Annotated in this window: 11 protein-coding genes and 3 pseudogenes; 6 read left to right on the forward strand and 8 right to left on the reverse strand. The window is 68.2% G+C overall.

Annotated elements, in window-relative coordinates:
* Positions 1 to 897: 897 nt before the first annotated feature.
* Positions 898 to 1,098 carry a hypothetical protein gene (locus N4G70_RS35280; protein WP_261716870.1) on the forward strand — a complete coding sequence of 67 codons (201 nt, stop codon included), beginning with the start codon at positions 898 to 900 and terminating at the stop codon, positions 1,096 to 1,098.
* Positions 1,074 to 1,574 (forward strand): hypothetical protein, encoded by a 501-nt coding sequence (locus tag N4G70_RS35285; protein ID WP_261716871.1) that lies wholly within the window; start codon positions 1,074 to 1,076, stop codon positions 1,572 to 1,574. The genes N4G70_RS35280 and N4G70_RS35285 overlap by 25 nt, the downstream gene beginning before the upstream one ends.
* 368 nt (positions 1,575 to 1,942) lie before the next feature.
* Here the strand turns inward: N4G70_RS35285 and N4G70_RS35290 are convergent, their stop codons facing one another.
* The 5 genes and pseudogenes from N4G70_RS35290 to N4G70_RS35310 all read right to left on the reverse strand — a co-directional run bounded on the left by N4G70_RS35290 (position 1,943) and on the right by N4G70_RS35310 (position 6,098).
* On the reverse strand, positions 1,943 to 2,338 hold the full coding sequence (locus tag N4G70_RS35290) for a hypothetical protein (protein ID WP_261716872.1): 396 nt from the start codon (positions 2,336 to 2,338) through the stop codon (positions 1,943 to 1,945).
* Positions 2,339 to 2,762: 424 nt separating this feature from the next.
* Positions 2,763 to 3,124, reverse strand: a pseudogene (locus tag N4G70_RS35295) (response regulator); the annotation flags it as partial.
* On the reverse strand, positions 3,112 to 4,359 hold the full coding sequence (locus N4G70_RS35300) for a histidine kinase (RefSeq protein ID WP_261716873.1): 1,248 nt from the start codon (positions 4,357 to 4,359) through the stop codon (positions 3,112 to 3,114). The gene N4G70_RS35300 and the pseudogene N4G70_RS35295, both read right to left, overlap by 13 nt.
* Positions 4,360 to 4,533: 174 nt before the next feature.
* Positions 4,534 to 5,218 (reverse strand): annotated as a pseudogene (locus N4G70_RS37285) (IS5 family transposase); the annotation flags it as partial.
* 94 nt (positions 5,219 to 5,312) lie between these two features.
* Complete coding sequence (locus tag N4G70_RS35310) at positions 5,313 to 6,098, reverse strand: hypothetical protein (protein ID WP_261716875.1); 786 nt, start codon at positions 6,096 to 6,098, stop codon at positions 5,313 to 5,315.
* A 197-nt stretch (positions 6,099 to 6,295) separates the two neighbouring features.
* On the opposite strand from N4G70_RS35310, the pseudogene N4G70_RS35315 reads away from it, so the two are divergent.
* A pseudogene (locus N4G70_RS35315) lies at positions 6,296 to 7,176 on the forward strand (IS5 family transposase).
* Between the two features lie 66 nt (positions 7,177 to 7,242).
* Here N4G70_RS35315 and N4G70_RS35320 read toward each other — a convergent pair.
* Positions 7,243 to 8,091, reverse strand: coding sequence for a hypothetical protein (locus N4G70_RS35320; RefSeq protein ID WP_261716876.1), 849 nt, complete (start codon positions 8,089 to 8,091; stop codon positions 7,243 to 7,245).
* A 556-nt stretch (positions 8,092 to 8,647) separates the two neighbouring features.
* Here N4G70_RS35320 and N4G70_RS35325 point away from each other — a divergent pair.
* On the forward strand, positions 8,648 to 9,142 hold the full coding sequence (locus N4G70_RS35325) for a hypothetical protein (RefSeq protein ID WP_261716877.1): 495 nt from the start codon (positions 8,648 to 8,650) through the stop codon (positions 9,140 to 9,142).
* Between the two features lie 239 nt (positions 9,143 to 9,381).
* Positions 9,382 to 9,876 (forward strand): hypothetical protein, encoded by a 495-nt coding sequence (locus N4G70_RS35330; protein ID WP_261716878.1) that lies wholly within the window; start codon positions 9,382 to 9,384, stop codon positions 9,874 to 9,876.
* A 50-nt stretch (positions 9,877 to 9,926) separates the two neighbouring features.
* Here N4G70_RS35330 and N4G70_RS35335 read toward each other — a convergent pair whose 3' ends face one another.
* Both N4G70_RS35335 and N4G70_RS35340 read right to left on the reverse strand, forming a co-directional pair.
* Complete coding sequence (locus N4G70_RS35335; protein WP_261716879.1) at positions 9,927 to 10,085, reverse strand: hypothetical protein; 159 nt, start codon at positions 10,083 to 10,085, stop codon at positions 9,927 to 9,929.
* A 519-nt stretch (positions 10,086 to 10,604) separates the two neighbouring features.
* Entirely contained in the window at positions 10,605 to 11,027 is a 423-nt protein-coding gene (locus tag N4G70_RS35340) for a hypothetical protein (RefSeq protein ID WP_261716880.1), read from the reverse strand.
* A gap of 764 nt (positions 11,028 to 11,791) precedes the next feature.
* On the opposite strand from N4G70_RS35340, the gene N4G70_RS35345 reads away from it, so the two are divergent.
* Positions 11,792 to 12,460, forward strand: a complete 669-nt coding sequence (locus N4G70_RS35345; RefSeq protein WP_261716881.1) for a hypothetical protein — start codon at positions 11,792 to 11,794, stop codon at positions 12,458 to 12,460.
* Positions 12,461 to 12,833: the final 373 nt, after the last annotated feature.

Below are 12,833 nucleotides of genomic sequence, written 5' to 3' on the forward strand. Positions count from 1 at the left end.
GTCGTCCTCCGGTGGAGGCGTGGGGTCGGGTTCGGGAGCCGGGTTTCCCGGGTCCCCCGGTGAGCTGTAGGGGCCGCCCACCTGGCCGTCCGAGTCCTGGCGATGAGACATGGCCGACAACTCCTTGGGTGCGAGCAAGACGTGACATTCCTGAAGGACGTCACCCATTCTGGCGGCCAACGCCCCTTCTCGGGACGCGACTTGCCAATACTGCACTGCGCCTGGTAGGCCCTCTGCATGCCGAGTATGCCGATGCAGTGGCAGCACGGTGTCGCAGGTGATGGCTGCACCTTTGCGGGATCGTCTCGGACAGTGCGTCTGGTCGGCTGGTCGGCCTGATCCGCGGCATCGACCTACTTCCGCGTCACCGCCGGTGTCGCGCGCTCTCCTCGCGGGGACGTATTGCGGGGCGTCGACACGGTGACCGGCGCCCGGATGGTCGTCAAACAGGCCAGGGCGTACATGGCGGACATGGCAGAGGACGCACGAGGAATCGACGCACTCGGCCGGCTTCGCCACGAGCACCGGGTGCTGGCGGCGCTCGACGGCGCCGAGGGCGTCCCCCCGCCTGATCGACCATGTGCGGCACGGCGAGGACGAGTACCCGGGCATGACCGACTACGGGTCGGCGGATCTGCGCCGCGACGTGTCACAGCGCGGCCTGTATGCCGCGCGCGGCAGCGGGTCGGCCCGACAAGTCGGCCTACTGGCGCGTCAGTTGACAGGAATCCTCGACGCGATCCACGCCCGCGCCGTCTTTGTCGTTGTCGTTGTCGCAGACCTTAAGCCCCACAACGTGGTGCTCGGCTCCGACGGGGCCGCGCACGTCGTCGATTCGGCATCAGCGCCCTGGACGGCGACCGTCTTGCCGACGCGACGCGTGGCTACTCCCTGCCGTTGTACCGGCCCGACGCCGAGCCCGACCCGGCGGACGACCTCTACGCGCTGGGGGCGACCCCGCACTTCGCGCTCACCGGCATGGACCCGGTCGTCGTCGACCCCGACCGCGCGGTCAACTGCGACCGGACCCTGGCCTGTCTGGCCCCCGCGGCCCCGGCGCCGCACTGCGCCCGATGCGCCTGCTGGTCGCGGGCCTGATGAGCCTCGATGCGGCCGAACGGAGTGTCACCGCGCGGAGGTTTATGGCGGGCCTGCCCTCTCCGGCCGGTGCCGGTGGCTCGTCGACGCCCCGTCCGCGCCCCTCCCCCACCCTCCTGGACGAGGTGATCACCCACACGGTGGCCACGAGTGCGGCCGCGGCGCCGAACCTGTGCGGACGGCCCGGCGCGTACCATCTCGGCGCGCCGCTCACGCTCTACGCGGGCGCGGCCGGTGTGGGCCTGGAGCTGCTGCACCACCGGGACCGGCCGGGCGTTGCGGACGCCGTCACCGAACTGGCCCGGCAGACCGTCCCCCTCCACAACTGCCGCGTCCCGACGGGGCGTTGTACATGGGCGGGACCGGTATCGACGTGTTCCTCGACGCAGCCGCACGATACGCAGGCCTTCCCGCCCGCCCCGCGCCTTCGGCCCCTCCCCCTCCCGACGGGAGCGGCGACCAGATCGGCGGGGTAGCAGGGGCCGGCACGGGCCACCGGGTCCTGGCAGCACAGGCCGAGGTCGCTGAACGCACCGCCGACGCCGCCCGGCACAGGGCTCTCGCGGCAGACCGCGCGGCCTCGCTCCTCTCCCGTGCGGCCGACCCGGCCCCAGAGCTCCCGGGGGCGGCGGCGTCGGACGCGAGCCACTGCAACACGGTCATGCCACAACGGTCCCTCGGCAAGCACACGACCTCTCACACCCCCGACAACGCCGCAGAGCTCTCGGAGAGCCGAAAACCTGTCCGCCGAGTCGCGCTCGGACCATGTAGTACAAGTCCTGACCTGCGAAGACGCTCACCGAAGGTTCCGAAGCTCTGGCGGTGGCCCTGGGCTGCCGCACAGTCAGGAGTTCGAGCAGTCGTCCTTCCACACGCCGCCCTCACGCACCCAATTCCTCCGCTTGTACCCGACCTCCTGGTTGTAGCCGTAGGTCACTATCGCGTGGTTACCCGACAACTCGTCTATGTGGAAGGTCTTCACGGGGATCGCGCCCAACTGGTTGTGAGTCGCGTGCGCTACCGCGGTGATCATCTTCAGTGACGACATCGACTGACACCGCTTCGACATGAGCCGCCAGGCCGCCGGAGCGTCCGGGGCGGCAAGTGCCTGCCCGTAACTACGCACCGAGTTCTCCAGGGCCGCATCGCGGTACTGGGGGCTCTCCTCGCTGGAGCAAGCAGGCGCACCGAGAGTCAGGAGCACAAGGCCAGTGGCCAGGACGGTCTTACGGATCGGCAAGAGATCTCTCCTCGGTGATACGGCACGGCCGGATCACATGGGGGATGGGGTCAACGTGGTGAGGGGGAGCCTGCTCCTGCTACCGGATCGTCATAGCCCCCACTCTCCATCGTGATCCTCGCACTGCAGTCCCCGACTCTTCATCACGGGTGTGGGTAGTTGGGGGCCCGGCGCGGAGTGAGGTTGCCTGGCGCAGCGGCCGCGGCGCCAACTGACTGAGAAGACCAATCGGGTGTGGCTCGGCTCACTCCCTCGCTCCGACAGCGGCGGGAGGGCTTTCAAGTCCCGCACCGCCAAGGCCATCCCGCGGCCTTGGGACAGCAATGCCCCAATCCCCACGGCGACGACAAGCCGGCGCCACGCGCTATGGAACTACGTGATCACGATGACTCAGAAGATGGCTTGGGCCGCACCAGCCGCCAGGTTGCCGGACAGGCGCCACGAAGTCGGTGACATCGGCAACCCGCTGCTTGAGCAGCTGACACACACCGCTGGTGTTCGCAGACAGCAGGTCATAGACGTACCGCTCCCCCACGTACTACGAAGGCACCACCACGGGCGTCTCCGGCCAGCGCCGACGCATCTCCATCACCGCCCGCACCCCCTTGTCGGTGAAGCAGGGCGGCATCCGGACGTGGATCAGTGCAAGTTCGGGTTGGTGCTCCGCCACTGCCGCCAACACGCCCCGTCGCCATCTTCCGCGGCGACCTGGAACCCGCCGATCTCCAGCACCCTGATCACGCCGGCCCGAAGCCACACCGAATCCTCGGCGATCACCGCGCGCACGGCAGCTCCGCGGTGATGATGGTCGGCCCGCCCACGGGGCTGCTGACGTGGAAGGCCCCGTCAAGGGAGCCGACCCGCTTGGCCAGCCCGGTCAGCCCCGTGCCGGCGGCGGCATCGGCACCGCCCAGCCCGTCGTCGGTAACGCGCACGCGCAGCACCTCGCCGACCTGACGGACTATCACCTCCGCACGCATCGCGCGGGCGTGCTTCGTCGCATTGGTCAGCGCCTCGGAGATCACGAAGTACGCGACTGACTCCACATTGGGCGCCACCCGCTCCTCCAGATTGACCCGAACCCGCACGGGCAGGGGCGTGCGGGCAGCCAGCCCGGACAACGCCGCGTCCAGACCTCGGTCTTCGAGCACGGCCGGATGCAACCCCCGCACCAGGTCATTGAGTTCGGCGATCGCCTCCTTCGCCTCCAGGTGCGCTGTCGCAACCATCTCGCGGACATCACTGGGCAGGTCTGGGCGGGTGGCAAGGGCCAGACCCAGGTTGACCGCGAGAGACACCAGCCGCTGCTGGGTGCCGTCGTGCAGGTCGCGCTCGATCCGGCGGCGTTCCGCGTCGACTGCCTCGATCAAGTCGGTCCGGCTCACGGCCAGCTGATCGACCTGCTCCTGGAGCCGCTGCGCCCGGCTGGGCCCGAGCAGGCCCAATGCCAGCCGCGTCTCGGCCCGGGCTACTGCCCGCGCGGTCCAGGGCAGGACGCACAGGAGGAGGAGGCCGGCCGCTGTGTAAACCGGCAGCTGGGTCAGGTAGCCGAACCAGTCCTGGCGGATTCCGGTTGGCAACGCCCATGACCAGGCGTAGGCGATGACACCCGCCAGACACGCCGCTGCCGCCGCGAGCACCAGCACCTCCAGCAGCGCGAGCAGCGGGCCCAGCAGGAGGTGGTAACCGACCTTGCGCCAAGGCCGTTTCGCCGCGAGCCACCGGGCGGTCGAGGCCCACGTCCATCGTTCCGGCGCGGTGGGAGTGAGCCGGGGGACGTCCACACCGATGAGCACCCGGTAGCGAACCCGCTGAACGACCGTCAGCACCGGGGTGACGAGGAGGACCAGGGCGGCCGAGATGGAAACCGTGAGCAGCCAGTTCCCCGTCCTGGCGGTAGTCGCCGCCGCCCAGGACCACACGGGCACCAGCGCCAGGTGCGGCAGCACACCGGCGGCAAGGAAGCCGGTGTCCCGCCACGCCCTGAGGACCGTGCGTCTCAGTCCAGCTGGAATCGTCATGGCACGACGCTAGGGCACCGCAGGAGGACGGCGCCATGAAACCTGCACCCGACCTCATGGTGAACCTAGTACCAGCTGTAGATCTTGATCATGGCCTGTGGGCGGACAGCCTTTCGGGTCGGCAGGTCGGCTTCTGCGGCCGCCGGCAGGTGGACCGGGCCCGGTGGAACAGGCGTCGCGGGCGAGACGGCGGTGCTGCATCGGCCAACCGAAGGTGCGCTCGACGACCCAACGTCGGGGGAGCACCTTGCACCCTGTGATGCGGGGGTCTCATTGGACGACGTCGACGTCGATTCCGAGGCGGGCGCCGTGGTCGATGACCTTGGTGCGGTATCCGGTGTGGGCCCACGCCTGGGTCACTCCAGGTGTCGCGACGGTGATGCGGGAGAGCAGACGGATGCCGCCGCTGTTGTCGGAGACGCCGGCAGCGGTCACCCGGACGGCCAGCGGCAGGCCGAGGTTGTCGACGCCGATATGACGTTTACGGCTGCGGCTTTACCCGCCTCGATACCTTGGCCGACCGCGGGAACGTGGTCGGAGGTCTTGCTGCTCTGCGCGTCCAGCACACAGGCGCTCGGCTCGGCGTCCCAGTTTTCAGCCTCCCGCGCCAGGCGCCGCAGCAGGCCATTGAGTTGGTCAAAGATGCCCTCCTTCTGCCAGGCGGCACAGTAGCCAAGACCATCTCCTACGGTGCGAAGTCTGCGGCGGATACCGCCAGGGAACTCCGGTGCGGTCGACGTAGATGATGGCGTCCATGATGCGGCGTAGGTGGTGCTCGGGCGGGGCGTCCGATGTCGAGGCCGTGGCTTCTGCGCTCGGCCCGCCAGGCAGTGAGTGTGGGGCTGATCGCCAAGTGCACCCCGACGGGCCGCCACGAAGATGATCGCGGCCAGAGCTTCCCAGTTTCGGTGGCGTGTGGACCATCTTCGGGTCGGCGCAGGAACGCCCCTTAGTTACATCGGTGCCGGGGCCGTTCCACGTCCACGCCGTCGTCGGCGTCCTCGGTTACGGCGACGGGTCGTGCGCAACCGTCCTGCACGCAGCCAGGCCGCGGCCTCCGGGGCTTTCTCGGACAGTTCCACGAGAGCCGGGTGCGGGGCGGGCGGGACGTAGGGTCCGGAAGCCGCAATGCGGCGGCCGTCCGCGCCGGACCTACGGCCGTAGCGCGCCAGGAAGGCGAACTGGGCCAGAGAGGCGATGCCGGTGGCCGCGGTCGCGGCCCACTGCGCGGGCCCGTGGGGCAGGCGGTCGAACAGCGCCAGGTTCACGAATGCGAACTCCCCGGTAAGAAGCAGCACCCCGGTGACGGTCAGGCAATCCCGGGCGGCCGCCGCCCGGCGGGCGCGGGACGCGCCAGGACCCCCGTGGAACTCGGCATGGGCAGCGCGAAAGACTGGGTCGCGGAAAGCGATATTGCCGAGCGTCGTGGCGGCCGAACGCCGGCGCAGCGCCGCGAGCAGGGCTTCCGGAATGGGGTGCCCGGCAGTCCGCGCCACGTCCACGCCGGTCCCCGTCAGTGCCAGATTGCCCCGATGGTTGATGGTGACCAGGCCGTCCAGCAAGAGCCGGGCGGCGGCCGCCTGGACGTCGTCCTCGGTCAACCAGCGACCGGCGGCCGCGCGATAGGGGTCGACGGGCGCGGCAGGGAACCACGCGCGCAGGCGGTCGCGCACAACGGGCACCCCGTACAGCAGGATTGTGACGGGGACGACGGCACAGGCGAGCGCGACGGGATCCACGCGCCGAGCCTAGGCCCTGTTCCCCCTGTCAGGGCAGCCGATTTCCCAAGCGGGCAACGGCGACCAGGGGCGGGCGCGGGGGCACTCCACCCTCCCGTGACGGACAGTGGCCGCGTTCGCGGGGGGGCGGGTCAATACACCTAGGGCGTGTCCGACGGGTCGCGTGACCGTCCTGGATACTGGTCGTTCCTGTCGGAGTGGGGCGGGGTGACTTATCGAATGAGGAATGGGCCCGACTGAGGCCGCACTTACCGAAGAACGTTGGACGGGGCGGGCGGTGGAAGGATCACCGCCAGGTGATCAACGGGATCTTGTTCCGCTAGCGGACGGGTATCCCGTGGCGAGACCTCCCGACGAGATTCGGGAAGTGGAAGACGGCACATGACAGGCATCGACGCTGGTCAGCGGATGGCACATGGGAGAGGATCCTCCGGGCCGTCCAGGCCGAAGCCGACGCGGAAGGCCATCTCGACTGGTCCATGGTAGGTGTGGACTCCACCGTGTGCCGGGCTCACCAGCACGCCGCCGGTGCCCGCAGGCAGGCGCCACGCTGGCCCGGCAAGCGCACCCGTCCCGCTCAGCACCGTTCCGATGAAGCACTGGGGCGTTCGCGCGGTGGCCTGAGCACAAAGATCCATCTAACCGGTGAAGGCGGCCTGCGGCCCCCATCTCTACTGATCACACCCGGACAGTGGGGCGATGCCCCACAGCTGATTCCGGTCCTGGAACGGGTGCACGTTCCCCGCCCGGCTGGTGGTCGTCCGCGCACCCGGCCCGAGCACCTGAGCGGCGACAAAGCGTATTCCTCACGCCGCAATCGCCGCTATCTGCGCCGACGCCAGATCAGTCACACCATTCCCGAACCGGATAACCAGCGTGCCAACCGGTGGGGCGTGGACGTGCGGGCGGTCGGCCGACGGGCTTCGACGCGGTGCGGTACGCCCGCAGGAACGAAGTCGAACGCCTGATCAACAAGTTGAAGATCAACCGGGCCGTGGCGATGCGCTTCGACAAGAGGGCCTTTGTCTTTCACGGGACGGTCACCGTTGCCGCGATCAGGCTGTGGCTCCGGCGATGATCCGCGGGGCAGTTCTTCGCGGTCTGGAAGCTCCCGGGAACCATGGAGGGGGCGGGCTCGGGGAGGTCAGGGTTTCCAGGGGAGGCGGAGGGCTTCGAGGCCGGGGTTGTTGAGGAGGGCTTCGACCAACGGGGTGGGGCCTGCGACCTTGGTGCCGTGGAGGTCGAAGTGAGTGAAGGTGACCCAAGTCCGGTCAGCGGGCCAGATATTGGAGGGGCTGTATGCCATCAGGTCGGGATGGTGGTAGAGGCTGTGGGCGTCGCCCAAGCGGCCGGTGAGCACCGTGGGGACGTGGTAGTAGAACATGTTTCGGCAGAAGTGGACCAGGCAGCGAGTGTCAGGGCCGTCCGGGCTGTGCTCAATGAGTAGGTCGATCAGCTGGTGCCAGGTTTCCCGGTCGAGGCTGCCTTCGTTCGACCACAGGATGTTGTCCGGCCAGCTGTGGTCTTTGGAGCGCCGTGAGCGCAGTTGGTATCGGTCGGGATAGGAGCCTTCTTCGACGATCGCGTCGCCGATGCGTTCGGCCAGCTCGGACCAGCGCACGCGCTGCCAGTCAGGCCCGGGATGCGTGGCCCAGTCCGTTTCATCGTCGCAGTCGTTGGCGCCTTCCGTGCCGATCACAGCGTCGGTGCCGGCCGGAATGGCCGGGCGTCGCGGGTCCTCGTACATGGCGTGCAGGATCCAGGCACTGTCAGGGCGAGCCGGTGGCTCGAAGCCAAGAAGGCCGTCGTCACCGGACAGTGCGGCCAGCCAGCGGGTTTCGGTCTCGGCGGGAACGCGTGCCCAGTTGGCGAATGACGCAGCCTCCTCGGGCGTCAGGACCCGCGCAGCCCTCTCGGCCTTATCCGCCGCAAGGATGCTCCGCAGTGCCGAAGGCACCTCGGCCATGTCGGGAAGGCCGTAGATATCTTGCATCTGGCCATCCTCTCAAGCCGCAGGACTCGCCCGGCGACAGTGTCGGTGAGCCGGCAGATCGTGTCTGGCGGCACCTACTGGTGGCGGAAGTCAGGGTGTCGAAGCCACCTATCGGACAGGGCCTAGCCCGGTGGGCGGTCCGGTACGCCGTGAAGGGCCCGATGGAGTGGCTGGTGTGGTGGGCGTGACCCGGGCCGATGAGGGCGCTCCTGGCGGTTCGAACGCCGCCGGGAACTCTCCCGTATGGCCAGACTGAACTCCCGGCCTGCAAGAGAGAGCCCCATGCAATAGCGCCGCGAAGCTCCGTTGCACCTCCGCTCCCATGCCGCATAGCCACCGTCGTGCCACCTCGCGCCGACGTACGGCCCGGGCAGCAGGACCCCCAACGTGGTGCGCGCACGCGGCGGCCACGACGGCCAGCACAGCAGCACCATCAAGAACCGCGTCGGGAAGGTTCGCGTCTCCACTGGCGAATGTCGTGTCCCGGCAGCCGATGGGGGCTCAGCGATCATGTGCGAAACGACGATGCGCTATTCAGGAACCGGGTGAGGCGCCGGTGACGACGAGCAGCGGGCTTCGACCCGGCCAGTCGATGATGTGGACGGTCAGTTCGTTCTTCCAACTGGACGGCGAACCCGTCGGAGCGTTCGCGTCACAGACCGGCGCAGGTCGTCAGCATGTGCTGGGCAGCACCGACCGAGTCGGCGACGAACCGCGTCTGCTCGTCGACTTCAATGAGGGGCAGCCCCTGCTGTCGGCACACGGCCGGCCAGTGGGCGAGCGCCATGGGAACACCGTGCTGCTGTGGGAAGCGGAATTCCGCATCCGCCGTGCTCGATTCCGCAGGAAGCTGCACTTCTCCGTAACATCCGGACAACGAACCGTCCTTGAGGTCAGGGAGACGTCCCGGCCCGACCGCACCGTCCACACATACGTCACCCGCAGCGATCCCGCGCTCGACCCGATTACCGTGCTCGGCCTCATCCTGCTTGAGGCACGACCCGACACAATGCCGGTCCTCAACGAGCTGCTCGAAAGGGGGCAGACGTAACGGCTTGTACGGAGCATGCAAGGGCCAGACGCTGTCTCGGACCTGCAGGCCGCCTCAAGCAGGTTGCACAAAGCTCTCATCCGGGCATCTTCGGTGTGTGGCTGGAGCTTTGAGCGCGGAACGTGGGCGGGTGGCAACGTTGGCGGAGCTGCGGGCTGAGCAGTCCGGCCGACTACTGCGGGCAGTACGGAAGCTCTGTGGGGCTCGGCATGGCCTCCCCCGCTCTTTACTCTCATGACATGAACGTGTTTGGCAGCGGTGGCGGCCGGTACCTGGAGATGACCAACGGCGGCACAGCGGTGTTCGTGGACGTCCTGATGCTCGCCGTGTCCGCGCTGGCCCACGAGCCGTGGGATTTCCGCTTAGCCGCGCTGCTGACGCTCCAGGATCAGAACGTGATGGGGCGTGGGGTGGTCGGGTTCGACCTGGCGGAGCTCGACTGGGGGGACACACCACAGGAACGGGCCGCCGCCAAGGACTTCCTGCTGCGCGTCCTCGATCTGGCGCTCTCCCGCCACCGGTGGGAGGAACTGACATACGAGCCGCCGCGGGCCGAGGGGTACCTGCGCACATACCGGGCCATGGTGGAGGAGTTCGACGTCGCGACCGCGAGCGGCGGCACAGGAGTCCTGCCCGCGCCGCAGGAGGCGGCGATGGCCTCATGTGTACGCCACCGGGTACTGGACGCGCTGCCGTTCTGGGAGGCGTGCGTCTTCTGCACGGCCGGGGTCTGAGAGACACAACCAGTCGGTCTCGCCAACTCCCGCACAGACACGGTGTTTCCTCAGCCCTGCCGCGCCGCCCCGATGCGCCGCGGCGCATGCCCCCAGTTGCTCAGCTCGTTGCAGGAAGAGCAGCAGTCTTCCTGCTGTTCTTGCCGTTCCTGCTGTTCTTGCCGTTCATCCAGTTCGCCGGGACTTCGTCCGCCTTCGATGATCGGCAAGGGGTCTCCGTGGTTGGGCCAAGCCGCCCGCCGGGACAACCGGGAATGCAGCCGGTCCCACCCATGGCGGTCGGTCGCTGTCCCGGACCGCTCGGTATCAGGCTCGGTCACCACCGTCATCTCGCCCCTGGTCCCGTGCCGCCCGAACACGAACTCGCCGCCGTGCTTGGCCGGGCGCCCCTCTTGCGGCGGGCAGATCCACGGCACCGGAACCGGCTTGCGTATCACCCGGTCCCATCGAAGCCGCCCCAGCACTTCGATGGGCAGGTCAGCCAGGAGGTGGGCGATGCCGGGGGGCCGTAGCCGGAGTCGAGCACGACCGTCACGTCCAGGCCGCCCCACCGCCCACCACTGACTGGCCGCGACGCGCCGTCGGATGACCGCACGTACCTGGTCGCAGGTGACCGCTCCCAAGGCCCCTCTTTTCGCGGCGAGTTGGCGGTAAGCCTCCCCCCTGGACATCTCACTTCGCGGCAGCCGCCCGAGGGGCGGCCACGGTGGTGCGGTGTGGTGGAGGCGCTATGCGAGCAGCGGGGCTGTCCAGTCCTCGAGCAGGGCTTCGCGCTGGCGTGACCGCAGAATCTGGGCCGGCTGCGTCTTGTTCCACCAGTCGGTCAGGATGGTGGGTGAGGCAGTGCCCCGGACGAAGTGGGACAGCAGGGCATGAGAGAGATCCACTTCACGCTGCGTATACGCGGTGGCGGCCGCAGAGAGCACCCCTGTCTCGATCTGGTCGTTCCCGGTACTGATCACTACGGTCATCTCCGCGGGGCTGCCCGGCAGCCAGGCGTCCAGGGCAGCTGCGGCGAAAAGCGCCCCACGCGTCGCCCATCGCACCAAGACCGATCGAACCGGCACGTGCTCTACACGTAGATCCATCAGCTCCGACCAGGCCCATACGCGTTCCTCGGGCCCAGTTATCCGGAGCGTCGTCCCGGACATGCGCACACCCCTCCCCTGTGGCACCGGCGGCATACCCAGATACACGGCCTCCTCTGTCACCCAGAACAGGCCAACCATGCAACCAGTCCCACGAGGGCTGGCCGGAGTCGATGAGGCATCCAAGGCTGGCTCCAACTTTCCGGTCGGTACGCGTCACACGGGGCTTCATGGTTCCCCTGCTTCTGTTCTTCTGCCGGCCCTGATCCTCTACCGCGCGGGCTTCGCTCTCAAGACCCTGTGGGAGTGGCGGTCATCGTGCTGGTCGTCCGGGTGGTGGCCCTCGGCGCCCGCCCCTACAGGGTGTTAGAGAAGCTCGGTCCTCGACATTTTCCCAGTATGGGTGGGGTGTTGCGGGCTGAGCCGGGGTGGAGACGTTCAACCAGCTTGCTATTCGTCATCGCAGCAGACTAACCAGCCCCACCACGAGGCAACCATCGGTCGAAAAGACAGGCTCTGGCGGTCGTTTGAGGGCCTCAACGCATCAACAACTGTCCCTTCCCCTCCGTACACGGGTGGCGACATTGTCTTGAACGCCGACAACTGATCCCCAATCATGTATGTCAAGGACACCGGGAACGTGGTGGAGCCCCGGGGGGGGACGATCCCAGGGCGCTCGTCGCTGCAGCGGGTGAGATCCTGAACGGATGAACGACACAACCGCTGCTCTGGCGACCGCTCGGTGGCCGCTGACCGTGGCTGCGGAGACTGATTGGCTGCGGGACCTGGCCGACGATGACGGGCTCACAGGCTTTATGCCGCCGGCAATGCCCGACGCCGCCTGGGTGCTCCACTCCATGTACGAACACGAACTCGGTCCCACCGACATGTCCTATGTCGCGTATCAACGAGCCGTGCTGAATGGCGGCGGGCCCGAGGTCATCCCGGGCCTCGATCCCGCGGACGTGTTCGGGGGGACGCCGGGCGAGCCCCTCGGCCCACGGTGGCGCCGACTGCGCTGGGCGGAACTCTCTCGACGGACCAGCGATCACGTGGCGCTCGAGGGTCGGCTGCCCTGCTACCGCTCATTCCCCTCGCTCCGGGAGCCGAACGGCTGGCCAGTGGGTATCGCCGGGCCGTCCGAGGGCAGCCTGGACCGGGCCGACTGGAACCGAGTAATCGACATCCTCACCGCACACAGCCCGCAGGGTGCGCAGACCCGCTGCCTGGCCTACTACAACCCGCTTTTGCAGGGGGCTGAGGACTTCGTCAACTTGCATGTTCGAGCGGGCACGCTCGCGGACGCCAAGGCGTTGTACGACCACCCGGAGGAGGACGGTTGGACCCCCTCCAACCTCTGGCCGCAGGACCGCTCCTGGGTCCTCTGCACGGACTACGACCTCTGGGCCACCAAGGTGGCGGGCCCCGTCCCGCTCGTCGAGGCCCTCCTGAACGACACGGAAATCGAGGCCCTCCGACTGCCCTGGGCCCACTGATCCCGATCGCCAGCGGCCTGGAAGCAACCAAGTGCGGCGGTCGATTGGGGAGGAGCAGGGTGAAACGCACAGCCACATGTGCGCTATGCCGGGTGACTACGAAGCTGTTCGCTCATCCCAATGAGTGGCCGTGTCGTCGCGGGGCAGTGGGCGGCCTATCAGTCAAGGCCACATGTACGGCATGAGCGCTTTGAGCCACACCCAGGCACACCCACGGCCCCCGGGTCCACCGATCGTACGAAGGACCGGAATCAACTCGCCAACACGGTAAGGTGCGCTTCGAGGCCTGCGTTGAGGGACTCAAAGTGGGGGTCCTGACTGCGGTGGCGCCAGTGCACCCGCATCGACCCGTCAGCGAGTTCCATCCATGGGG

Origin of the sequence: Streptomyces sp. ASQP_92 (genome assembly GCF_025399895.1) — a bacterium.
GTDB lineage: Bacteria > Actinomycetota > Actinomycetes > Streptomycetales > Streptomycetaceae > Streptomyces.

Bases quoted from the DNA above. Each gene is read 5' to 3' on its own strand.
- N4G70_RS35320 (WP_261716876.1), bottom strand. From the start codon at position 8,091: ATGCAAGATATCTACGGCCTTCCCGACATGGCCGAGGTGCCTTCGGCA.
- N4G70_RS35330 (WP_261716878.1), top strand. From the start codon at position 9,382: ATGAACGTGTTTGGCAGCGGTGGCGGCCGGTACCTGGAGATGACCAAC.
- N4G70_RS35345 (WP_261716881.1), top strand. From the start codon at position 11,792: ATGCCCGACGCCGCCTGGGTGCTCCACTCCATGTACGAACACGAACTC.
- N4G70_RS35340 (WP_261716880.1), bottom strand. From the start codon at position 11,027: ATGTCCGGGACGACGCTCCGGATAACTGGGCCCGAGGAACGCGTATGG.
- N4G70_RS35285 (WP_261716871.1), top strand. From the start codon at position 1,074: ATGCGCCTGCTGGTCGCGGGCCTGATGAGCCTCGATGCGGCCGAACGG.
- N4G70_RS35300 (WP_261716873.1), bottom strand. From the start codon at position 4,359: ATGACGATTCCAGCTGGACTGAGACGCACGGTCCTCAGGGCGTGGCGG.